The following is a 22,178-nucleotide window of genomic DNA, read 5'->3' on the forward strand; positions in this document are numbered from 1 at the left end:
AGAGTTAGAGGTGACGACAGAAACCGTTGCCTATGACACTCTTCATCAGGACGATCCAGACTTACTTAAGGGTCAAATCCGCCTTATCCAATCAGGCGTAACAGGCGAACGCACTATCTTAACCGAGGTCACCAAGGTTGATGGTAAGGAAACTCGTAAAGTAGTTTCCAATGAAGTCACCACCTCCCCTGTATCAGAAATTATCGCAGTAGGCACTAAGGTAGAATCTACCTCAATCCCAAGTGAAGGTGCACCAAGTCTTGTTGAAGAAAAACCAGAATTGGAAGTAACAAGAGAGCCAGTTCCTTATGATACTATTCAAAAGGAAGACCCAGACTTGCTTAAGGGTCAAACTCGTGTCATCAGAGCAGGAGTAGCCGGTGAGCGTACCATCTTAACCGAGGTGACGACTTTCGATGGCAAGGAAACTCGCAAACTGGTTTCTAATGAAATAACAACAGCCCCGATTCCAGAAATCATCCTTGTAGGGACCAAAAAAGAGCCTCTGCCTTTACCACAACCAAAAGTTGAAACCCAAACAATCCTCTACAAAACAATTTATCAAGCAGATGACAGTCAAGATGTCGGAACTAGGAAGACGAAAATTCATGGAGTCAATGGACAAGTAGAAACTACTACCCGATATACAAGAGATCAAACAAGTGGCCAGATTATAGAGTCTAGTACATCAAAAAACTTGGTGGAAAAGGTAGATGAGGTTGTTCTAGTTGGGACCAAACCAAGTGTAGAAACAAAGGTCATCGCAAATAATACGATATATGAAGCGGATCCGACACTTCCTTATCAAACAGAAAAAGTTGCTATTTCAGGTAAGGAAGGAATCGAAAAAACGACTACCAGCTACCAAGTAGATACTCAGACAGGTCAGGTTACAGAAAGAGATCACCAAAAAGAAGTAACAGCTCCGATTGATAAAGTTATGAAAGTCGGAAATGTCGAAACCGTCGTGACACCAATTCCAATCAAGGAGGAACGCCGTCAGGATCCAAGACTTGATAAGGACCTTGAAAAAGTAGAAAGCCAGGGCGATCCTGGCGAGACCACCACTACCAGAGTTTATGAAGTAAATTCTCAAACAGGTGAATTGCTATCACACACGGAAACAAGTGCTGTGACAAAAGCAATGAAGCCAAAGGTCATCTTGGTGGGAACCAAAGAAAACAAACCTCATCTTCTTCCAGTGAATACGGAGTTAGAAAATGCTATCGATGTACGACCTGCTAGCCAAGGAATGAAGGCTGTGGATTTGCTTTCCAATCCTTACGTGACAAATGTTCTCAGACCAAATATTCTGGGTCGAGATGTGATTAGTAAGAAGATTGAACTCAAAAAGACAAATCCTACTATTACAGATGATGAGGTTAGAGAAGTCCTTCGTAAAGAATATCTAGAGAGATTATCTATTAAAGATGCGCTTGAAGAAACGAAAAAGACCTTAGATACAGACCTTAAAAAAGTTGTAGCCTATAGCTTGAGTGTGCTCAGAAATACAGCGGAAACCAGAGCTAAGGTTCAGGCAGATCTAGAAGCTAATAAGGAAAAAATACTCTTAGGCTTGACCTATATCAATCGTTTCTACAATATTGACTTTGGCAAGACCAATATCCGTGATATTCTTGCCTACAATCCAAGCTCTTTTGGCAAGAAGGTTACGTCATTAGAATGGCTAACATCTCTAGGTTCAATGAGCTATGATGAGATGAAGCTGGTTAATAGTCCTCGAACATTTGAAACATACTTTGGAAAAGTAACAGATAAGTCAAGCCTATTAGACTTCCTTGACTATAACCGAACTACCTTTACAAATATGGATGGCGATACTTGGTTGAAGGATGCTACAAAAGCTATCGTTGTTGAGAAGAAATCTAAAGAAAAAACAGATGAAAATGTAAGTCTCTACACGAAATTAACCTCTGATCCTGCCAAGTATGGGGCAGAACCTCAACAGATTGATAATCGCAAACAATATAACATGGCAACCCTTCTAGGCCTAGTGAATATCAAGGAACCAAGCATCTATGCCATTACAAATATGGCAACCGTTTCTTACGGGAATATCGGAACTTATATGGATAGCTCACTGGCTCAGAGCAATCCTACCCAATATAAGACTGAATTGGAAAAAGTGAAGGCTCTGGTTGAATTGACAGCTGAGCGTCAGGCAGCTTATGTTGATACGCTTTATAGAATCACTAAAAAAGACAATCAATCAAAACTAGTAACCAACCGTTTGATTGTGGATACTATGAAAAAGTATACTAGCAAGCAAAATGCAGGCATCAAGGAAACCTGGTCTAAGGAGTTTGGTCCAGAGGCGGATAAGGGAGTCAAGGACTTCATGTCTCCGCTAGGCATGTATTCTCCGCCTCAATCAGTAGGTGCTGAGGCTAATGGGACTGGTGTTCGCTACTTTATTGATAGGGTTTTGGACGATCGAGGGTCAGCAACCTATTCTCATGAAATGACTCATTTGTTGGATCGCACAGTCCTCTTTAACAATTATGGTCGACGAGATGGTACAGGAGCAGAATTCTATGCACGTGGAATCTTTGAAAACTCCTACACTCCTGAAACGGATAGCTACTTTAACTTGAACTTTGTTTATGATGAGAGTGACAAAGAAAGTTTCTACAACAAAACACCAGAACGCTTTAAATCAGCCGCAGATTTGAAAGAATATATGCACGGTAGTTTCGATGTTCTCTATACTTTGGATTATCTAGAAGCTGAGGCAAGTCGAGGAATGTCAGCAGCGGATAAGGCAGTCTACTTTAAGCAACTCTTGCCGTGTGCGACAAGTGGTTCAAGAACTCCTGTTTCTTATCCAAATCCATCTGTCAAACCAACTCACCAGAGTGAGGAAATCAAGGCCTTGACAGAGGCAGATGCTAGCATGCTAGGCGATGTTCATAGTTTGATTGATAATCACATCGTAGTAAATCGCTATATTATCAAGGGGTTCACGGCTACAGGTAAAGTAGATGCCAATGGCTATTATACCGTTGATATGTTTGATACGATTTATGGTGTCAACGAAAATGACAAGGGGATGAGTGGCGATATTAGCTTTAGAAAACAAGCCTTTGAACTCATGGCAGGTCTTGGTTACTACGAAGGTTTCGTTCCTTATGTCTCTAATCAGTACAAGCAAGATGCTGAAAAAGAGAATCGTCCTTTGTCAGACCAGTACATCTTTGAAAAGATCTTAGTTGGTAAAACCTATGCTCAATTCAAGAAGGAACAAATGGATGAAAGGATTGCAAATATCAGTAAGTTGAAATCGATTACCATTGACTATAAAGGTAAGCAAGAAGTGATTGCCAGTCCTGAACGAATGAAGCAATTGATGGAAGAAGCTGTAAAAGAAGAACTTGCTCAGATTAAAGCAGGAAATATCAGCCAAAAACAATACCGTTTCATTGAAACTCCTGTTCAGAAGTTGAAAAAAGCTATATACAAGGCATATCTCAAGGAATCAAATGAGTTTAGAAATTCCATCTATACTTCTTAAGGGAAAGATAAGTCTATCATTAGGAGTTCATAGCAATTTTGCTACTCGGTAAGATTAACTAGTTAGCTAGGTTCGAGACAGAAAAACACCTTTTGAATTGCAAGTTTTCGCAGTTCAAAAGGTATTTTGTTTATGATGATAGACTGCTTTTTTCTTCAGAATAGCGTTGATAGAAGTCAACTTTCAGTTGGATAAAGTTTTCCAATTCGCGCAGGAGTTGGAGCAAGGTTGCGCGTGTTTCAAATTCTTCCCTTGTTTTAGGGAGGCTACGATTGCGAAATACCTGCAGGTAGCTTTCAATATCCTTTAATAAATCGTTGGCAGGATTGGTCTGACTGAGTTGATCCGCAATTTTAGCAAATAGCTGGGCAAGGATCAGGCTTTCGCTTGCGGCTAGATTACAGGTGTTGATTTGCTGGGCCATATTACGAAGAATGCGACTCTGTCTCTGTCTCATTTCGAAATAGTGGATATGATAGTCGGTCTGATGAAAGAGGTGGTCAGAGTGATCAAGATAGACCAGTTTGAGAGCTTCTTCAAGAAGCTGATCCAGTTCTTCAACGAGTTGGGCACGGTTACGACCATCGCCCTTTCCAAGATAATATTCAAAACGTTGTAAAATGTGTTTGAGTTTTTCTTCTACCTTGAGATGATAGAGATGGATTTCTTCTTGTCGAGAAGGCATATAGAGATTGACAGTCAAGGCAAATCCCGTACCAATAAGAAATAGGAGGAGTTCATTCACAAGAAGTTCTGGTGATGTAGACTTCTGAACCAAGAGATGACTGACCAAGACACTACTTGGGGTAATCCCAATTTCCCAGCCGAATTTGTAGGCAAGAGGAACATAGAGGGCCAAATAGAGACCGAAACTCCAGATATGGTAGCCAGTCAGGTGAAAGGAAAGGACACCAATGAAAAGAGCAAGAAGAGTTGAAAATAAACGATTACGAGCTAGCTTAATGGTGCTTCGACGGGTATCCGATAAGCTCAATAGAGCAATGATACCAGCGGACACTGCTGAAGATAAATCCAGAAAGTAGGCTAGAACACAGGCCAAACAGGTTGCCAGAACGAGTTTAAAAGTACGTTGGGTGATAGACATGAGACATTTCCTAAAATGAATGATAGAAACCAGACAAAACAAGCCCTAAATAGGCTTGCCTTGATTATTTATTGCGAGCAGAGGAAAATTCAGCTACTGCTGTAAAGAGGACATCTGTTGAGGAGTTGAGGGCTGTTTCGCAAGAGTCTTGGATAACACCGATGACAAATCCGACACCCACAACCTGCATAGCGATATCATTGGTAATCCCAAAGAGACTGCAAGCAACTGGGATAAGTAGGAGAGAACCTCCAGCAATTCCTGAAGCACCGCAGGCAGAGATGGCTGCAACGATACTGAGTACAAAGGCTGTTGCAAAATCAACTGAGATTCCAAGGGTATTGACAGCAGCTAGGGTTAAGATGTTGATGGTAACAGCAGCTCCAGCCATATTGATAGTTGATCCAAGTGGGATAGAGACAGAATAGGTATCTGGATTAAGACCTAGATCCTCACAGAGTTTCATATTAACAGGGATATTAGCAGCGGAACTTCGGGTGAAAAAGGCTGTGACTCCGCTGATACGCAAACATTTCCACACCAAGGGATATGGATTTTTCTTGATAAAGAGAAAAGCTATCAGAGGATTGATCACTAGGGCAACGAAAACCATAGTAGCAATCAAAAGTCCGAGTAGGATTCCGTAATTTGCTAAACTAGCGATACCTTGGTCTGAGATGGTTTTGAAGACCAAGCCCAGGATACCAAAGGGCGCAAGGTTGATGATCCATTCGACGATTTTTGAAGTCACACTGGCCATTGTTTTGAGTAGCTCCTTGCTATTTTTGCTAGCTTCTCGCATGGCAATCCCAAAGACGATAGCCCAAGACAAAATTCCGATATAGTTAGCTTCGATGATGGCATTGACAGGATTATCTACTATTTTTAGCAGAAGATTGCTGAGCACTTGTCCGATACCGTCTGGAGGAGTAACTTCTGTGCTAGCGCTACTCAAGACCATCTGAACAGGGAAGAGAAAGCTAGCCAAAACTGCTATAAGAGCCGCAGCAAAGGTCCCCAGCAAATAGAGGAAAATGACTTTTTTCATATTGCTATCTTGACCTTTCTGGTGTTGGGAAAGGGCGTTAGCGACTAAAGCAAAAACCAGGATAGGGGCGATGGCCTTTAGTCCTCCTACAAATAAATCTCCCAATAAACCGATGCCAGTTAGATTAGGAACGAGTAGACCTAGAATAGCCCCCAAGGTCATTCCGATTCCGATCCGTTTGATCAGATTTGTTTTGTTCCAAGCACGAATAATTCTTTTCATAAAGGTCTCCTTTTTGTGTATTGTTTATGATTATAGTATAAATATACTTGAAAAGCAAGTGTCTCATAGATTTTATTAGAATAAATGAATATTTATGAAAAGGATGGCTGGGAAGGATTTATGGTATAATGGATAGAAAAGGAGTTTTATATGCAAGAATTTTTTCAACGTTATCTGGATAAATTAGATCTAACAACTGTTTTAGAAAATCTCTTGACCAAGGTGATTTCTCTTCTACTTCTTATCCTTCTATCTTATATAGCTAAAAAGTTCCTCCATGTTGCTGTACGAAAGATTGTCAAACCATCACTTAAATTTTCAAATCGAGATGCTGGTAGACAAAAGACTATCTCTCGTTTGCTTGAAAATATTTTTAACTATATCCTTTATTTCTTCTTGATTTACTGTATCTTGTCTATCTTAGGGTTACCTGTTTCTAGCTTGCTTGCAGGTGCAGGAATTGCTGGGGTGGCTATCGGTATGGGGGCACAAGGTTTTCTATCAGACGTCATCAACGGCTTCTTTATTCTCTTTGAACGTCAGTTGGATGTAGGAGATGAAGTTATTTTGACCAATGGGCCTATTACTGTATCAGGAAAAGTAGTTAGTGTCGGAATTCGAACGACTCAACTGAGAAGTGACGACCAAGCCCTTCACTTTGTTCCTAACCGCAATATTACTGTGGTTAGCAATTTTTCAAGAAAAGAAGAGAACTGAAATTTTACTTGATTTATGGTACAATAGAAAGAGTTTGGTAAAGGAGAAACGATGTTTTTAGATAAGCAGTTAGGGAATGGTTGTACCTGGATTAATCTAGATGTGGAAATCATCAAAAATCTTGAAGACCTATCAGAAATCTATGGATTGGATAAAGAAACCATCGAATATGCGCTGGATAGAAACGAACGAGCCCACATGGATTATAATCGTGAAAACGGGACAGTCACCTTCATCTACAACGTTCTTGACTTAGAAAGGGACAAGGAATACTATGAAGCCATTCCTATGACCTTTATCGTGGAAAAACAACGAATGATTACCATCAGCAATCACAAGAATGCTTATGTCATTGATCAGATGCTAGGCTATCTTGAAAATCATGAAATCATTTCAATCTACAAGTTTCTATTTGCCGGTTTAGAGCTTATCAGCAATGCTTATTATCCTGTCATTGAACAGATGGATAAAAGTAAGGATGAAATCAGTGCCTTGTTGCGTCAAACAACCACTAAAAAAAATCTCTTTGCCCTCTCTGACTTGGAAACTGGTATGGTTTATCTAACGGCAGCGGCTAAACAAAATCGCCTCCTCTTGGAGCATATCCAGGGACATGCGCTTTATCGGAACTTTAACGAAGTGGAAAGAGAGCAGTTTGACGATGCTATGATTGAAGCTCATCAGTTGGTGTCCATGACAGATTTGATTTCCCAGGTTTTACAACAACTCTCAGGATCTTACAATAATATCCTAAACAACAATCTGAATGATAATTTGACAACCTTGACCATTATCTCAGTTTTGCTAGCCATTCTTGCAGTCATTACAGGATTTTTCGGAATGAATGTCCCTCTGCCATTTACAGAAGAGCCTAATGCCTGGATATATATTTTGATTGCTAGTTTAATTTTATGGGCAATCTTGGCTCAGTATCTAAAGAAAATTGCTAGAAACTAAAAAATAGAAAGAAAAGGAGCCAGAATGGCGATTGAAAATTATATGCCAGATTTTGCTGTGGAAGCAGTTTATGATCTGACAGTCCAAAGCCTGCAGGAGCAGGGGATCAAGGCTGTTTTGGTTGATTTGGACAATACCCTGATTGCTTGGAATAATCCAGATGGAACAGTAGAGATGAAGCAATGGTTGCATGATTTGCGAGATGCTGGGATTCGTATCATTGTAGTATCCAATAACACACCCAAACGTGTCAAACGAGCAGTTGAAAAATTTGATATTGACTATGTTTATTGGGCACTGAAGCCCTTTACTTTAGGAATTAACCGTGCCATGAAACATTTCCACTATGAAAAAGACCAAGTGGTCATGGTAGGCGACCAGCTGATGACGGATATTCGAGCAGCCCACCGAGCCGGCATTCGCTCGATTTTGGTTAAACCCTTGGTCCAGCACGACTCTATTAAGACTCAGATTAACCGAGCGCGTGAGCGTCGTGTCATGAGAAAAATCGCTGAAAAGTACGGCCCTATCACTTATAAAAAAGGAATCTAATTATGGAAGAAATTCTCTGTATTGGTTGTGGAGCAACCATTCAGACGGAAGATAAGACTGGTTTAGGTTTTACACCTCAGTCAGCACTTGAAAAAGGTTTGGAAACTGGAGAAGTTTATTGCCAACGTTGTTTCCGTCTTCGTCACTACAATGAAATCACTGATGTTCAGTTGACAGATGATGATTTCCTCAAACTCTTGCACGAGGTTGGAGATAGCGATGCCTTGGTGGTCAATGTGATTGATATCTTTGATTTCAATGGCTCTGTTATCCCAGGATTGCCACGCTTTGTGTCAGGTAATGATGTGCTCTTGGTTGGAAATAAAAAAGACATCCTTCCTAAGTCTGTTAAGCCTGGTAAAATTAGCCAATGGCTCATGGAACGTGCCCATGAGGAGGGTCTTCGTCCAGTCGATGTCGTCCTAACTTCAGCGCAAAATAAGCATGCCATTAAGGAAGTCATTGACAAGATCGAGCACTACCGTAAGGGACGTGATGTTTACGTAGTTGGTGTGACCAATGTCGGGAAATCAACCCTTATCAATGCCATTATCCAGGAGATCACGGGTGACCAGAACGTCATCACAACTTCACGCTTCCCAGGAACAACCTTGGACAAGATTGAGATTCCGCTCGATGATGGTTCTTATATCTACGATACGCCTGGAATTATCCATCGTCACCAGATGGCTCACTACTTGACGGCTAAAAATCTCAAGTATGTCAGTCCTAAAAAGGAAATCAAACCTAAAACCTACCAGCTCAATCCAGAGCAAACCCTATTTTTAGGTGGCTTGGGACGCTTTGACTTCATTGCAGGAGAAAAGCAAGGATTTACAGCTTTCTTTGACAATGAACTCAAACTTCATCGTACCAAGCTTGAAGGGGCTAGTGCTTTCTACGACAAGCACCTTGGAACCCTTCTAACACCACCAAATAGCAAGGAAAAAGAAGACTTTCCAAAACTAGTCCAACATGTATTTACCATTAAGGAGAAGACAGACCTAGTCATCTCAGGTCTAGGCTGGATCCGCGTAACAGGCACCGCCAAAGTCGCCGTCTGGGCCCCAGAAGGCGTTGCCGTCGTCACACGAAAAGCAATTATTTAAACACAGAAAGGAAAGAGTTGTCTAAATTTGGGCGAGCATGGCGAGCCCCATAAAGAATACTTTTCGCGTGGTGTTAGTTGGTACAAGTGATTGTACCAACTGCGGAAAATTTGAGACCTTAGGCTCAAATTTTAGTCATGAAAGTCCGAAGGACTTTGCTGACGTCCGTCACCACTTCAGAAAAGTATAAAAAGAAACTCCTTTATTTAAGAATATGTCATTAACATCGAAACAACGTGCCTTCCTCAACAGCCAGGCACACACCCTCAAACCTATCATCCAAATCGGGAAAAATGGACTCAACGACCAAATCAAAACCAGCGTTCGTCAGGCACTTGATGCCCGTGAATTGATCAAGGTCACTCTCTTGCAAAACACAGATGAAAACATCCACGAAGTAGCTGAAATCTTGGAAGAAGAAATTGGTGTGGATACAGTCCAAAAAATCGGTCGTATCTTGATTTTGTATAAGCAATCAAGCAAGAAAGAAAATCGTAAGATTTCTAAAAAAGTTAAAGAAATTTAAAAATATACTCCAAAAAACTGTTTTTACAGAAGACTAAAGGAGATTAGCCTATGGCAATCGAACTATTAACTCCCTTTACAAAAGTGGAGTTAGAGCCAGAAATAAAGGATAAAAAACGCAAACAAGTCGGTATCTTGGGTGGAAATTTTAACCCTGTTCACAATGCCCATCTTATCGTGGCAGACCAAGTGCGCCAGCAGTTGGGATTGGATCAAGTTCTGCTCATGCCTGAGTATCAACCGCCTCACGTAGACAAAAAGGAAACCATCCCTGAGCACCATCGTCTCAAGATGCTTGAATTGGCAATTGACGGAATTGAAGGTTTAGCTATTGAAACCATTGAGCTAGAGCGCAAGGGCATTTCCTACACCTACGACACCATGAAGATTCTGACAGAGAAGAATCCAGATACCGATTATTACTTTATCATCGGTGCTGACATGGTAGACTATTTACCCAAATGGTATAGAATTGATGAACTGGTCGACCTCGTTCAGTTTGTAGGAGTTCAGCGACCACGCTACAAGGCTGGGACTTCTTATCCAGTCATCTGGGTGGATGTGCCCCTCATGGATATTTCATCTAGTATGGTGCGTGATTTCATCGCCCAAGGACGCACACCCAACTTTCTCCTACCCAAACCAGTGCTAGACTATATTGAGAAAGAAGGGCTTTACTGATGGCATATCAAGACTATATCAACTGTTCGCGTGAAGAATTGTTGGAAAAAATGGCAGAGCTCCTACCTGAAAAACGTCTAACCCATTGTTTGGGTGTAGAGCGTGCGGCCATAGAATTGGCTCAGCGCTTTGGTGTGGATGTTGAGAAAGCTGGTTTGGCAGGTCTCCTTCATGACTATGCTAAAAAGCTATCAGATCAAGAATTTTTAGACTTGATAGATCGTTATCAACTTGACTCTGATCTTAAAAACTGGGGCAATAATGTCTGGCATGGCATGGTCGGCATTTACAAGATTCAGGAAGATTTGGATTTACAAAATGCTGAAATCCTACGAGCTATTGAAATCCATACAGTCGGGGCTGACCAGATGACTGATCTTGATAAGGTTATCTATGTCGCAGACTATATAGAGCATAATCGTGCCTTTCCTGGAGTAGATATTGCACGTGAGATTGCTGAGCTATCGCTCAATAAGGCAGTGGCCTACGAAACAGCTCGCACTGTGGAGCATCTAGCTCATCAGGGATTCCCCATCTATCCCCAAACCCTTGAAACCTATAACGCCTATGTGCACTATTTAAAAGAGGATTAAATGAAGACGGCTTTTATCATTATTGATGTACAAAATATTTTAGTGAAAACGGGGTTTCAGACAAAAGGTCTATTGGAAAAAATTTCTTATTTACAAAACCAAGCTAGAAGTAAGAATATCGAAATTATCTATGTTCAACATATTGAGAACCCTGAAGCCCAAACATCAGAAGATTGGCAGTTATCTGCGCTTTTAAATCGAAAACCTGATGAAAAGGTCTTTCAGAAGAAGTATAATAGTATTTTCAAAGAAACTGGTTTAAAAGAATACTTGGATAAACAGGGGATTAAAAAATTAGTTTTATGTGGTATGCAGACAGAATATTGTGTGGATACCTCTGTCAAGGTTGCTTTTGAATATGGCTATAAGCTTATTATTCCAGAAGGAACTTGCACAACGTTTGATGGGGATGACATTCCAGCTGAAACGATAAATGAATTTTATGAGGACATTTGGGAGGAGCGCTTTGCAGATGTCCTAGATTACAAATATATTTTCTAGAAAGAGGACTAAATGAACGAAAAAGAATTACTAGAACTAGTCGTGAAAGCGGCTGATGAGAAACGTGCGGAGGATATCCTCGCACTTGACGTACAAGATTTGACCAGTGTGACAGACTATTTTGTTATTACTAGCTCTATGAATAGCCGTCAGTTGGATGCTATCGCTGACAATATCCGTGAAAAAGTAGCTGAAGCTGGCTTTAAAGGTAGTCATGTTGAAGGCGATGCAGCTGGAGGCTGGGTCCTATTAGACCTCGGTAGTGTCGTAGTGCATATCTTCTCAGAAGAAATGCGTGCCCACTATAACCTCGAAAAACTATGGCATGAGGCAAATTCTGTAGACATTTCAGAAGCCTTAGCATAGAAGATGAACTCAGTTGTAATCAACTGGGTTTTATTTGCTTATGTTAGAAGAAAATTGTTAGAAAGGTAAGGGCTAGTGGTGTTTACCATGGGGCTCTTGGTATCATGATTATGGCAACTTATGAAACTTTTGCGGCGGTCTATGATGCGGTTATGGATGATAGTTTATACGACAAATGGACGGACTTTTCTCTGCGTCATTTACCTAAAACCAAGGACAGAAAGAAACTCTTGGAGCTTGCTTGCGGGACAGGGATCCAGTCTGTGCGCTTTTCTCAAGCGGGTTTTGATGTGACTGGACTTGATTTGAGTGCGGATATGTTGAAGATTGCCGAAAAGAGAGCGGCTTCAGCCAAGCAAAAGATTGATTTCATTGAAGGCAATATGCTGGATTTATCCAAGGCTGGTCAATACGACTTTGTCACGTGTTACTCGGACTCAATCTGTTACATGCAGGATGAAGTGGAAGTAGGGGATGTCTTTAAAGAAGTCTATAATGCTCTCAATGAGGATGGGGTCTTTATCTTTGATGTGCATTCGACTTACCAGACAGATGAGGTCTTCCCAGGCTATTCCTACCATGAAAACGCCGAAGACTTTGCCATGCTTTGGGATACCTATGAGGACGATGCTCCTCACTCCATCGTGCATGAACTGACCTTCTTTGTCAAGGAGGCAGATGGTTCCTTTAGCCGTCATGATGAGGTACATGAGGAACGAACTTACGAGGTCTTGACCTATGATATCTTGCTGGAACAGGCTGGTTTCAAATCCTTCAAACTCTTTGCGGACTTTGAAGACAAGGAGCCTACAGAAACTAGCACCCGTTGGTTTTTTGTGGCACAAAAGTAGGAGAATATCATGACCATTACAGGTATTATCGCGGAGTTCAATCCTTTTCATAATGGCCACAAATACCTGCTGGACCAGGCGGAGGGACTGAAAATTGTTGCCATGTCTGGGAATTTCATACAGCGTGGGGAGCCTGCTATCGTGGATAAGTGGACACGGGCTCAGATGGCGCTGGAAAATGGGGCGGACTTAGTGGTAGAATTGCCCTTTTTAGTCAGTGTCCAAGCAGCAGATTTTTTCGGTCAAGGAGCTGTGGGTATCTTGGCTCGCTTGGGCATTGATAGTCTAGTTTTTGGGACAGAGGAAGTTCGAGATTATCAGAAAATCGCTGACTTATACACAGAGAAAGGAGTTGAGATGGAGAAATTTGTGGAAAATCTGCCTGATTCTCTCTCTTATCCTCAGAAAACGCAAGCTATGTGGAAGGAGTTTGCAGGTCTTGATTTTTCAGGCAATACGCCTAATCATGTCCTTGCTCTCGCTTATGCCAAGGCGGTTGCAGGACGAAACATCAGACTTCATCCGATTCAGCGTCAGGGGGCTGGTTACCATTCTGTGGACCAGGATGTGGACTTCGCCTCGGCGACAGCCCTCCGTCAGCACCAAAGGGACAAAGATTTCTTAGAACGCTTTATGTCTTCTGTTGCCATATTTGAGCAGGCCAGTAAGGTGAGCTGGGAAGACTATTTTCCCTTGCTCCGCTATCAAATCTTGTCCAATCCAGACCTAACCACTATCTATCAGGTCAATCAGGAAATGGCAGTGCGCATTAAAGAGGCTATTAAAACAGCCAAGTCTGTGGAAGACTTGGTTGAGGTGGTTGCGACCAAGCGTTACACCAAGGCGCGTGTTAGACGCCTCTTGACCTATATCTTGGTGCAGGCTAGAGAAAGTGATTCGCCAGAAGGTATTCATGTTCTCGGTTTTACCGAAAAAGGCAGGAACCACCTCAAATCTCTGAAAGAACAAGTCCATCTAGTCAGCCGAATTGGTAAAGAGCCCTGGGATGTCATGACCCAAAAGGCAGATCAAATCTATCAATTGGGGAATCCAAATTTCTCAGAGCAGAATTTTGGTAGAGTACCGATTAAAATCGAATCGAACTAAGTCTACTGAGAGGTAGGCTTTTTAAGTTTTTTCGAATAAATAGATAGAAATGGAAAAACTTGTACAAGTTCCTGACAATTTCTTTCTTTTCGTGTATAATAGTGGAAAAGAGGTAAAACGAGGTATGGTTATGGAAGCAGTTCTTTACTCAACTTTCCGAAATCATTTAAAGGACTATATGAAGAAGGTAAACGATGAATTTGAACCTTTGACAGTTGTCAACAAAAATCCAGACGAGGACATTGTAGTCCTTTCAAAGAGCGAGTGGGATAGTATTCAAGAAACCTTGAGAATTGCTCAGAATAAGGAACTTTCTGACAAGGTCTTGCGAGGAATGTCCCAAGTTCGTGCGGGACACACTCAGGTGCATGTGATTGAGGAGTGATGGATGCTACTCAAGTTTACAGAAGACGTCTGGGCGGATTATTGCTATTGGCAGAACCAAGATAAGAAAACACTAAAAAGAATCAATAAACTAATCAAGGATATTCAACGCGATCCTTTTACAGGAATTGGTAAACCAAAACCGCTCAAGTATGATTACCAAGGAGCTTGGTCACGTCGTATTGATGCAGAAAATCGCTTGATATATATGATGGATGGAGATAGCATCGCTTTCTTGTCCTTTAAAGATTACTACTAAGTCTACTGAGAGGTGGACTTTTTATAATTTGTGTGTAAAAAATCTTTAAAAATTTTCTTAGTAACAATAGCCTAGTTTATTAGGGAAAATAAGGATTTTTAGCCTTGAAATGACCAAAACAACTTCAAATTAAGGTTTGTTAAAAATGATTTTTTATGGTAAAATATATAAGAATGCATATCATTCGGATAAACAAATAAATTGAGGTAAAAACATGGAAATTATGGCGATTGTTATCGTTGTTTTTGCCGTCATCATTGGTTTAGTCATTGGATATGTCAGCATCTCAGTCAAGATGAAATCATCACAAGAGGCTGCAGAGCTGATGCTTTTAAATGCTGAACAAGAAGCAACTAATTTACGAGGACAAGCTGAGCGCGAAGCGGATTTATTACTCAATGAAGCTAAGAGCGAAAGCAAGTCTCTTAAAAAAGAAGCACTATTGGAGGCCAAAGAAGAAGCCAGAAAATACCGTGAAGAAGTGGACGCTGAATTTAAATCAGAACGTCAAGAACTCAAGCAAATCGAAAGTCGTTTGACCGAACGTGCTAGCAGTCTTGATCGTAAAGATGACAATTTGACGAACAAAGAAAAAACACTTGAACAAAAAGAACAAAGTATTTCTGATAGAGCAAAAAACCTTGATGTACGTGAAGAGCAACTAGAAGAAATTGAGAAACAAAAGCAAGCTGAACTAGAACGTATCGGAACTCTGACTCAGTCGGAAGCAAAAGACATTATCTTGGCTCAGACAGAGGAAAACTTAACTAAGGAAATTGCTGGTCGTATTCGTGAGGCTGAGCAAGAAGTCAAGGAACGTTCAGACAAATTGGCTAAGGATATCTTGTCCCAAGCTATGCAGAGAATTGCTGGTGAGTATGTGGCTGAGTCTACTAACTCTACGGTTCATCTGCCTGATGATACCATGAAAGGTCGCATCATTGGTCGTGAAGGGCGTAACATCCGTACTTTTGAAAGTTTGACAGGGGTTGATGTCATCATTGATGATACGCCAGAAGTGGTAACCTTGTCAGGTTTTGATCCTATCCGTCGCGAGATTGCCCGTATGACTATGGAAACCTTGCTTAAGGATGGACGTATTCACCCAGCTCGTATCGAAGAGTTGGTTGAGAAAAATCGTCAAGAGATTGATAACAAGATTCGTGAATATGGTGAAGCTGCAGCCTATGAAATTGGTGCACCGAATCTTCACCCAGACTTGATGAAGATTATGGGTCGCTTGCAGTTCCGTACTTCATACGGACAAAACGTCTTGCGTCACTCGATTGAAGTGGCTAAGTTGGCTGGTATCATGGCTAGTGAACTTGGTGAAAATGCTACCCTTGCTCGTCGCGCGGGATTCCTTCACGATATTGGTAAAGCCATTGACCGTGAGGTAGAGGGTAGCCACGTTGAGATTGGTACTGAATTGGCTCGCAAGTACAAGGAACACCCAGTTGTGGTCAATACTATTGCCAGTCACCACGGAGATGTAGAACCTGAAAGTGTGATCGCAGTCATCGTTGCTGCGGCGGATGCCTTGAGTGCTGCCCGTCCAGGAGCTCGTAGTGAATCACTTGAAAGCTACATCAAACGTCTCCATGATTTAGAGGAAATTGCTAATAGCTTTGAAGGTGTTCAAAATAGCTTTGCCCTTCAAGCAGGTCGCGAAATCCGTATCATGGTAAATCCAGGTCAAATCAAAGATGACAAAGTCACAATCTTGGCTCATAAAGTTCGTGAGAAAATCGAAAACAATCTCGATTATCCAGGAAATATCAAGGTAACCGTGATTCGTGAACTTCGTGCAGTTGATTATGCAAAATAAATAAGAAAGAGCAGTTGAAAAATTACTGCTTTTTTGTTACACTAGATAGAAAGATTGTAGTGTGCAGAAATGGCTTTAGACATATAATCTTACAGAAATTTTCAAGTCATTTCACAAACTATCTAAAGGAGACATAATGGCAGACCGAGGCTTACTAATCGTTTTTTCAGGTCCTTCAGGAGTTGGAAAAGGAACGGTTAGACGAGAAATTTTTGAGAGTTCTGAAAACCAATTTCAATATTCTGTATCTATGACAACGCGGGCACAACGTCCAGGTGAAGTAGATGGTGTTGATTATTTCTTCCGTACACGGGAAGAATTTGAAGAATTGATCCGTCAAGGGCAAATGTTAGAGTATGCAGAGTATGTAGGCAACTACTACGGAACTCCTCTGACCTATGTCAACGAAACGCTTGATAAGGGAATCGATGTCTTTCTTGAAATTGAAGTGCAGGGAGCTCTTCAGGTTAAGAAAAAAGTTCCAGATGCTGTCTTTATCTTTTTGACACCACCAGATCTGGAAGAATTGCAAGACCGTCTCGTAGGCCGTGGTACCGATAGTGCAGAAGTAATTGCTCAGCGTATCGAAAAAGCCAAGGAAGAAATTGCTTTGATGCGTGAGTATGACTACGCTATTGTAAATGATCATGTTCCTCTTGCCGCAGAACGTGTCAAACGTGTGATTGAAGCAGAACATTTCCGTGTAGACCGCGTGATTGGTCATTATCAGGATATGCTACCAAAGTCTCCGACTATTCGATAAAATTTAGAAAACAGGTACAAACAAATGATGCTTAAACCCTCTATTGATACCTTACTTGACAAGGTACCATCAAAATATTCACTCGTCATCTTGGAAGCAAAGCGTGCTCATGAATTAGAAGCTGGAGCACCTGCTACTCAAGAATTTAAATCTGAAAAATCTACTCTTCGTGCCCTGGAAGAAATTGAATCTGGGAATGTAACCATCCACCCAGATCCAGAAGGGAAACGCGAAGCTGTTCGTCGTCGTATCGAAGAAGAAAGACGATTGAAAGAAGAAGAAGAAAAGAAAATTAAAGAGCAAATCGCGAAAGAAAAAGAAGAAGGTGAAAAAATTTAAGGTTGGGGGGACTCAATCTTATTTTTTCTATTGTAAGAATACTCAATCAATTAAAAGGATTTAAGCAAAGAAGGAGGTGAGGATATGGCTATTGCAAAAATCATTGTGGATGTTCCCTTGATGCAGACAGACCAGCCATATAGCTACAAGATTCCAGAGGAATTTGAAGAGATGCTGGAAGTTGGCATGCGAGTTCATGTGCCTTTTGGGAAGGCCAATCGCTTGATTCAGGGAATTGTTCTTGGGTTGGAGTCTCAATCTGATGCAGATGTGGCAGACGAGGACTTAAAAGAAATTGCCGAGGTACTGGACTTTTCTCCTGTCTTAACGGAGGAACAACTCTGGCTAGCTGAAGAACTACGTAAATCAGTCTTCTCATACAAAATCTCTATTCTTAAAGCCATGCTTCCTGGATTTTTGAACTCTAGTTATGATAAAATCCTCTATCCTCTGGAAGGCTTGAGTCAGGAAGATAAAGAGCGATTGTTTGGTTCGCAGGAGTCTCTAGCATTTTCATCTCTTGACCTGGGAAAGCAAGCTGAGATGATGCGTTTGACCCGAAAAGGAATCTTGAAGCTAGAGTATCAGGCTGTGGATCAGAAGAAAGTTAAGACGCAGTCTTGGATTCAAGTGAATCTTAATCATTTAGAAAAACTAGAAATCTCAAATCGTGCCAAGAAGAAATTGGAACTGCGAGATTATTTATTAGCTCATCCAGAAAGTACTCCTTTGTCAGCCTTATTAGAAAATTACTCACGGGAACAAGTCAATTTCTTTGTGGAACAGGGTGCTTTGACGATTCTTCAGAAGGAAGTTCAACGTTCAGCTGCTTACTTTGAAGGAATCGAGTCAAATCAAGCCTTAGAGTTAAACCCAGAGCAAAAAGTAGCCTGTGAGGCGGTTGCTGGCGCGATAGGGAAGCAACACTCTCCCTTTCTCCTTCAAGGAATTACAGGAAGTGGGAAAACTGAGGTTTACTTGCAGATTATCCAAGGTGCCTTGGATATGGGAAAAACAGCGATTGTTCTTGTACCAGAGATCTCTCTGACACCTCAAATGACAGAGCGATTTATTGCTCGTTTTGGTGAACAAGTAGCCATTCTCCATTCGGGTTTGTCCAATGGTGAAAAGTACGATGAATGGCGCAAGGTGGAGCGTGGAGATGCTCAGGTAGTTGTAGGGGCCAGATCTGCTATTTTTGCGCCTTTAAAAAATCTAGGTGTTATCATTATCGATGAAGAGCATGAGGCCAGCTACAAGCAAGATAGCAATCCGCGTTATCATGCTAGGGATGTGGCTCTTTTACGAGCCCAGTACAATCAAGCAGCATTAGTCCTTGGTTCTGCAACACCGAGTTTAGAAAGCCGTGCACGTGCTGGCAAGGGTGTCTATCAGCATCTGCGTCTGACTCAACGGGCCAATCCTTTAGCAAGTATTCCTGAAGTTCAACTCATTGACTTCCGTGATTACATCGGGCAGAATGAAACATCAAACTTTACACCTCCTCTCATTGAGGCAATTCAAGATCGACTGGACAAAAAAGAGCAGGTTGTTCTCATGCTCAATCGTCGTGGTTATTCCAGTTTTGTCATGTGCCGGGAATGTGGGACCGTCGATACCTGTCCTAACTGCGATATTTCCTTGACCTTGCACATGGATACTAAGACTATGAATTGTCATTATTGTGGTTTTTCTAAGGAAATTCCTCATGTCTGTCCAAACTGTCAAAGTCGCAGTATTCGTTACTATGGAACAGGAACTCAGAAAGCCTATGATGAGCTAACAGAACTCTTTCCAGAGGCACGTATTCTGCGCATGGATGTGGATACAACTCGTAAGAAGGGCAGTCACCAAGCTCTACTAGACCAGTTCGGAAAAGGAGAGGCAGATATTTTACTGGGGACCCAGATGATTGCTAAGGGATTGGATTTTCCAAATGTGACCTTGGTTGGTGTTCTCAATGCGGACACAGCCTTGAACCTGCCTGATTTCCGTTCTTCTGAGAGAACTTTCCAACTCTTGACCCAGGTGGCAGGACGAGCAGGAAGGGCTGAAAAAGCTGGGCAGGTCTTGATCCAGTCTTACAATCCTCAGCACTATGCTATTCGCTTTGCCAAGGATCAGGACTATGAAGGCTTTTATGCCTATGAAATGGGCATCAGACGTCAGTTGGGTTATCCACCTTATTATTTCACAATTGGAATTACCTTGTCTCATAAGAAAGAAGAAGAGGTTCTTAAACGTGCTTATCAAGTCATGGAAATATTGCGGTCAGGTTTGTCGGATGCTAGTATAATTCTTGGTCCAACGCCAAAACCTATTGCTCGAACCCACAACCTCTATCATTACCAGATTTTAATCAAATACCGTTTAGAAGATGATCTTGGTCCAACCCTTAACCAGGTCTTGGCCTTGACACAAGAACGGGAAAATAGCGAACTTCGTCTCAGTATTGACCACGAACCGCAACAATTTTTATAAGAAGGAGAAGATATGACAAAACTAATATTTATGGGAACGCCTGAATTTTCAGCGACTGTTTTAAAGGGACTTTTGACAGATGATCGCTATGAGATTCTAGCAGTTGTAACTCAGCCAGACCGTGCAGTTGGACGTAAAAAAGTCATCCAAGAAACCCCAGTGAAACAAGTTGCCAAAGAGGCAGGACTTCCTATTTACCAACCTGAAAAATTATCGGGTAGTCCAGAAATGGAAGCCATCATGAATTTGGGAGCTGATGGGATTGTAACAGCAGCTTTTGGACAATTCCTCCCAAGTAAACTCCTTGATAGCATGGATTTTGCAGTCAATGTTCATGCTTCGCTCCTTCCTAAACACCGTGGTGGTGCTCCTATCCATTATGCCTTGATTCAGGGTGATGAGGAGGCAGGAGTAACCATTATGGAAATGGTCAAGGAAATGGATGCAGGAGATATGATTTCTCGTCGTAGTATTCCAATTACTGATGAGGACAATGTCGGCACCTTATTTGAAAAATTGGCTATAGTGGGTCGTGATTTACTTTTAGAGACCCTTCCTGCTTATATAGCTGGTGAAATTCAGCCTCAACCGCAAGATCCAAGCCAGGTTACATTTTCGCCTAATATCAAACCTGAGGAAGAAAAGTTGGACTGGAACAAGACCAACCGTCAACTCTTTAATCAAATCCGTGGGATGAATCCATGGCCAGTTGCTCATACCTTCCTCAAGGGAGAACGCTTCAAAATCTATGAAGCTCTGCCTGTAGAAGGGAAGGGTAATCCGGGTGAGATACTCTCCATCGGTAAGAAAGAATTGATTGTCGCAACAGCAGAAGGAGCTCTATCTCTCAAACAGGTTCAACCAGCAGGAAAACCTAAGATGGACATTGCTTCCTTCCTCAACGGTGTTGGACGAAGTTTGGCTGTAGGAGAACGATTTGGTGACTAAAGTAGAAACGGCTAGAAACTTAGCCTTAAAGGTGCTAGAGGATGTCTTTGTCAATCAAGCCTACTCCAATATCGCCTTAAATAAACACCTTAAGGGAAGTCAACTGTCAGCAGCAGACAAGGGCTTAGTGACAGAGCTTGTTTATGGAACCGTAGCTCGTAAACTAACTTTAGAATGGTATTTGTCTCACTTTATTGAGGATAGAGACAAGCTAGACAGCTGGCTCTATGTTTTGCTTCTCATGAGTGTCTACCAACTCCAATACTTGGATAAGCTTCCTGATCATGCAGTGGTCAATGAAGCGGTGGAACTGGCTAAACTTCGCAAAAAGGGTAGCGAAAAATTGGTCAATGCAGTTTTGCGCCGTATCCTGCGAGAAGGTTTGCCAGATATTGCCTCTATCAAGCGTAAAAATAAGCGTGATTCTATTGCCTATTCTTTACCAGTTTGGTTGATTTCGAAACTCAAGGAAGAGTACGGGGAGGAGCGAGCGCAAGCGATTTTTGAGAGTCTTTTGCAACGGAATAAAGCCAGTATTCGCGTAACAGATTTGAACCGAAAAGAGGAAATCAAAGCTCTGCTCGGTGCAAGTGATTCTGCTTTATCAGCTTCTGGTCTGGTCAAGGAGCAGGGGCATTTTGCAGGCCATGATTTATTTGCTGAAGGTGCTATTACTATTCAGGACGAGTCTAGTCAACTGGTTGCTCCAACTCTTGATTTACAAGGCACTGAGCAGGTTTTGGATGCCTGTGCAGCCCCAGGTGGTAAGACAGCTCATATAGCCTCTTACCTCACGACCGGTCAAGTAATAGCTCTAGACTTGTATGACCACAAGTTAGACTTGATTCAAGAAAATGCTCAGCGTTTAGGCGTAGCAGACCGTGTTCAAACACAAAAATTGGATGCCCGAAAGGTTCACGAGTTTTTTGGTAAGGATCAATTTGATAAGATTCTTGTTGATGCCCCTTGCTCAGGGATTGGTCTATTGCGTCGGAAACCAGATATCAAATACAATAAAGAAACATCAGATTTCGCGTCATTACAGGAAATTCAGCTGGAAATATTAGGTAGTGTTTGTCAAACACTACGAAAAGGTGGTATAATAACCTATAGTACCTGCACTATTGTCTCGGAAGAGAACTTTAAAGTGGTTCAAGCATTTTTAGAAAGTCATCCCGAGTTCGAGCAGGTTAAACTAGAACACGAATGCAAGGATATTCTAAAAGATGGCTGTATCCTTATTACTCCGGAATTATACGGAAGTGATGGATTCTTCATCAGCCAATTTCGTAAGATGTCCAATTAGGAAG

22 protein-coding genes are annotated in these 22,178 nt (G+C 41.6%); 20 read left to right on the forward strand and 2 right to left on the reverse strand.

Going from position 1 to position 22,178, the window contains the following annotated elements:
- A partial coding sequence (locus ADF68_RS07385; RefSeq protein ID WP_049549260.1) for a ZmpA/ZmpB/ZmpC family metallo-endopeptidase occupies positions 1-3,532 on the forward strand: 3,532 nt, incomplete at its 5' end.
- A gap of 130 nt (positions 3,533-3,662) precedes the next feature.
- On the opposite strand, the gene ADF68_RS07390 is transcribed toward ADF68_RS07385, so the two are convergent.
- Both ADF68_RS07390 and sstT read right to left on the reverse strand, forming a co-directional pair.
- A complete protein-coding gene (locus tag ADF68_RS07390; protein WP_049549261.1) occupies positions 3,663-4,637 on the reverse strand; it encodes an aromatic acid exporter family protein in 975 nt (324 codons plus the stop codon).
- 64 nt (positions 4,638-4,701) lie between these two features.
- The gene (sstT, locus tag ADF68_RS07395) at positions 4,702-5,907 is read right to left on the reverse strand and encodes a serine/threonine transporter SstT (protein ID WP_049549262.1); all 1,206 of its coding nucleotides are present in this window, start codon (positions 5,905-5,907) and stop codon (positions 4,702-4,704) included.
- A gap of 150 nt (positions 5,908-6,057) precedes the next feature.
- Between sstT and ADF68_RS07400 the strand changes: the two genes are divergently transcribed.
- The 19 genes from ADF68_RS07400 (at position 6,058) to rsmB (ending at position 22,174) form a co-directional block, all read left to right on the forward strand.
- On the forward strand, positions 6,058-6,624 hold the full coding sequence (locus ADF68_RS07400; protein WP_049549263.1) for a mechanosensitive ion channel family protein: 567 nt from the start codon (positions 6,058-6,060) through the stop codon (positions 6,622-6,624).
- Positions 6,625-6,675: 51 nt separating this feature from the next.
- On the forward strand, positions 6,676-7,581 hold the full coding sequence (locus tag ADF68_RS07405; RefSeq protein ID WP_049508908.1) for a magnesium transporter CorA family protein: 906 nt from the start codon (positions 6,676-6,678) through the stop codon (positions 7,579-7,581).
- Between the two features lie 24 nt (positions 7,582-7,605).
- Positions 7,606-8,133, forward strand: coding sequence for a YqeG family HAD IIIA-type phosphatase (locus ADF68_RS07410; protein ID WP_049503426.1), 528 nt, complete (start codon positions 7,606-7,608; stop codon positions 8,131-8,133).
- Positions 8,134-8,135: 2 nt separating this feature from the next.
- The gene (gene yqeH, locus ADF68_RS07415) at positions 8,136-9,242 is read left to right on the forward strand and encodes a ribosome biogenesis GTPase YqeH (protein WP_049549264.1); all 1,107 of its coding nucleotides are present in this window, start codon (positions 8,136-8,138) and stop codon (positions 9,240-9,242) included.
- 214 nt (positions 9,243-9,456) lie between these two features.
- Positions 9,457-9,768 carry a ribosome assembly RNA-binding protein YhbY gene (yhbY, locus tag ADF68_RS07420; RefSeq protein WP_000060171.1) on the forward strand — a complete coding sequence of 104 codons (312 nt, stop codon included), beginning with the start codon at positions 9,457-9,459 and terminating at the stop codon, positions 9,766-9,768.
- A gap of 50 nt (positions 9,769-9,818) precedes the next feature.
- Positions 9,819-10,448, forward strand: coding sequence for a nicotinate-nucleotide adenylyltransferase (locus tag ADF68_RS07425; protein ID WP_036759262.1), 630 nt, complete (start codon positions 9,819-9,821; stop codon positions 10,446-10,448).
- On the forward strand, positions 10,448-11,041 hold the full coding sequence (yqeK, locus tag ADF68_RS07430) for a bis(5'-nucleosyl)-tetraphosphatase (symmetrical) YqeK (RefSeq protein WP_049549265.1): 594 nt from the start codon (positions 10,448-10,450) through the stop codon (positions 11,039-11,041). The genes ADF68_RS07425 and yqeK overlap by 1 nt, the downstream gene beginning before the upstream one ends.
- Positions 11,042-11,542: a cysteine hydrolase family protein gene (locus tag ADF68_RS07435; protein ID WP_049549266.1), complete on the forward strand. Its 501-nt coding sequence runs from the start codon at positions 11,042-11,044 to the stop codon at positions 11,540-11,542.
- Between the two features lie 12 nt (positions 11,543-11,554).
- Positions 11,555-11,908 carry a ribosome silencing factor gene (gene rsfS / locus ADF68_RS07440; protein ID WP_049529957.1) on the forward strand — a complete coding sequence of 118 codons (354 nt, stop codon included), beginning with the start codon at positions 11,555-11,557 and terminating at the stop codon, positions 11,906-11,908.
- Positions 11,909-12,018: 110 nt separating this feature from the next.
- Positions 12,019-12,759, forward strand: a complete 741-nt coding sequence (locus ADF68_RS07445) for a class I SAM-dependent DNA methyltransferase (RefSeq protein ID WP_049549289.1) — start codon at positions 12,019-12,021, stop codon at positions 12,757-12,759.
- A gap of 9 nt (positions 12,760-12,768) precedes the next feature.
- Positions 12,769-13,866 carry a nucleotidyltransferase gene (locus ADF68_RS07450; RefSeq protein ID WP_049549267.1) on the forward strand — a complete coding sequence of 366 codons (1,098 nt, stop codon included), beginning with the start codon at positions 12,769-12,771 and terminating at the stop codon, positions 13,864-13,866.
- A 130-nt stretch (positions 13,867-13,996) separates the two neighbouring features.
- Complete coding sequence (locus tag ADF68_RS07455) at positions 13,997-14,251, forward strand: type II toxin-antitoxin system Phd/YefM family antitoxin (RefSeq protein ID WP_186822552.1); 255 nt, start codon at positions 13,997-13,999, stop codon at positions 14,249-14,251.
- Between the two features lie 3 nt (positions 14,252-14,254).
- Positions 14,255-14,509, forward strand: coding sequence for a Txe/YoeB family addiction module toxin (locus ADF68_RS07460; protein WP_049549268.1), 255 nt, complete (start codon positions 14,255-14,257; stop codon positions 14,507-14,509).
- Positions 14,510-14,723: 214 nt separating this feature from the next.
- Complete coding sequence (locus ADF68_RS07465) at positions 14,724-16,337, forward strand: ribonuclease Y (RefSeq protein WP_049549269.1); 1,614 nt, start codon at positions 14,724-14,726, stop codon at positions 16,335-16,337.
- Positions 16,338-16,473: 136 nt separating this feature from the next.
- Positions 16,474-17,100 carry a guanylate kinase gene (gene gmk / locus ADF68_RS07470; protein ID WP_000775049.1) on the forward strand — a complete coding sequence of 209 codons (627 nt, stop codon included), beginning with the start codon at positions 16,474-16,476 and terminating at the stop codon, positions 17,098-17,100.
- 24 nt (positions 17,101-17,124) lie between these two features.
- Positions 17,125-17,439: a DNA-directed RNA polymerase subunit omega gene (gene rpoZ / locus ADF68_RS07475; protein WP_006146546.1), complete on the forward strand. Its 315-nt coding sequence runs from the start codon at positions 17,125-17,127 to the stop codon at positions 17,437-17,439.
- 84 nt (positions 17,440-17,523) lie between these two features.
- Complete coding sequence (locus tag ADF68_RS07480; protein WP_049549270.1) at positions 17,524-19,920, forward strand: primosomal protein N'; 2,397 nt, start codon at positions 17,524-17,526, stop codon at positions 19,918-19,920.
- Positions 19,921-19,932: 12 nt separating this feature from the next.
- The gene (fmt, locus tag ADF68_RS07485) at positions 19,933-20,868 is read left to right on the forward strand and encodes a methionyl-tRNA formyltransferase (protein ID WP_049549271.1); all 936 of its coding nucleotides are present in this window, start codon (positions 19,933-19,935) and stop codon (positions 20,866-20,868) included.
- The gene (rsmB, locus tag ADF68_RS07490) at positions 20,861-22,174 is read left to right on the forward strand and encodes a 16S rRNA (cytosine(967)-C(5))-methyltransferase RsmB (protein WP_049549290.1); all 1,314 of its coding nucleotides are present in this window, start codon (positions 20,861-20,863) and stop codon (positions 22,172-22,174) included. Before fmt ends, rsmB begins: the two co-directional genes overlap by 8 nt.
- Positions 22,175-22,178 lie beyond the last annotated feature (4 nt).

Source organism: Streptococcus pseudopneumoniae (assembly GCF_001068775.1).
GTDB classification, from domain to species: domain Bacteria; phylum Bacillota; class Bacilli; order Lactobacillales; family Streptococcaceae; genus Streptococcus; species Streptococcus pseudopneumoniae_N.

What these genes read in the sequence shown, in the direction of transcription:
- ADF68_RS07390 (WP_049549261.1), bottom strand. Translation starts at nt 4,637, where the DNA reads ATGTCTATCACCCAACGTACTTTTAAACTCGTTCTGGCAACCTGTTTG.
- sstT (WP_049549262.1), bottom strand. Translation starts at nt 5,907, where the DNA reads ATGAAAAGAATTATTCGTGCTTGGAACAAAACAAATCTGATCAAACGG.
- ADF68_RS07400 (WP_049549263.1), top strand. Translation starts at nt 6,058, where the DNA reads ATGCAAGAATTTTTTCAACGTTATCTGGATAAATTAGATCTAACAACT.
- ADF68_RS07405 (WP_049508908.1), top strand. Translation starts at nt 6,676, where the DNA reads ATGTTTTTAGATAAGCAGTTAGGGAATGGTTGTACCTGGATTAATCTA.
- ADF68_RS07410 (WP_049503426.1), top strand. Translation starts at nt 7,606, where the DNA reads ATGGCGATTGAAAATTATATGCCAGATTTTGCTGTGGAAGCAGTTTAT.
- yqeH (WP_049549264.1), top strand. Translation starts at nt 8,136, where the DNA reads ATGGAAGAAATTCTCTGTATTGGTTGTGGAGCAACCATTCAGACGGAA.
- yhbY (WP_000060171.1), top strand. Translation starts at nt 9,457, where the DNA reads ATGTCATTAACATCGAAACAACGTGCCTTCCTCAACAGCCAGGCACAC.
- ADF68_RS07425 (WP_036759262.1), top strand. Translation starts at nt 9,819, where the DNA reads ATGGCAATCGAACTATTAACTCCCTTTACAAAAGTGGAGTTAGAGCCA.
- yqeK (WP_049549265.1), top strand. Translation starts at nt 10,448, where the DNA reads ATGGCATATCAAGACTATATCAACTGTTCGCGTGAAGAATTGTTGGAA.
- ADF68_RS07435 (WP_049549266.1), top strand. Translation starts at nt 11,042, where the DNA reads ATGAAGACGGCTTTTATCATTATTGATGTACAAAATATTTTAGTGAAA.
- rsfS (WP_049529957.1), top strand. Translation starts at nt 11,555, where the DNA reads ATGAACGAAAAAGAATTACTAGAACTAGTCGTGAAAGCGGCTGATGAG.
- ADF68_RS07445 (WP_049549289.1), top strand. Translation starts at nt 12,019, where the DNA reads ATGGCAACTTATGAAACTTTTGCGGCGGTCTATGATGCGGTTATGGAT.
- ADF68_RS07450 (WP_049549267.1), top strand. Translation starts at nt 12,769, where the DNA reads ATGACCATTACAGGTATTATCGCGGAGTTCAATCCTTTTCATAATGGC.
- ADF68_RS07455 (WP_186822552.1), top strand. Translation starts at nt 13,997, where the DNA reads ATGGAAGCAGTTCTTTACTCAACTTTCCGAAATCATTTAAAGGACTAT.
- ADF68_RS07460 (WP_049549268.1), top strand. Translation starts at nt 14,255, where the DNA reads ATGCTACTCAAGTTTACAGAAGACGTCTGGGCGGATTATTGCTATTGG.
- ADF68_RS07465 (WP_049549269.1), top strand. Translation starts at nt 14,724, where the DNA reads ATGGAAATTATGGCGATTGTTATCGTTGTTTTTGCCGTCATCATTGGT.
- gmk (WP_000775049.1), top strand. Translation starts at nt 16,474, where the DNA reads ATGGCAGACCGAGGCTTACTAATCGTTTTTTCAGGTCCTTCAGGAGTT.
- rpoZ (WP_006146546.1), top strand. Translation starts at nt 17,125, where the DNA reads ATGATGCTTAAACCCTCTATTGATACCTTACTTGACAAGGTACCATCA.
- ADF68_RS07480 (WP_049549270.1), top strand. Translation starts at nt 17,524, where the DNA reads ATGGCTATTGCAAAAATCATTGTGGATGTTCCCTTGATGCAGACAGAC.
- fmt (WP_049549271.1), top strand. Translation starts at nt 19,933, where the DNA reads ATGACAAAACTAATATTTATGGGAACGCCTGAATTTTCAGCGACTGTT.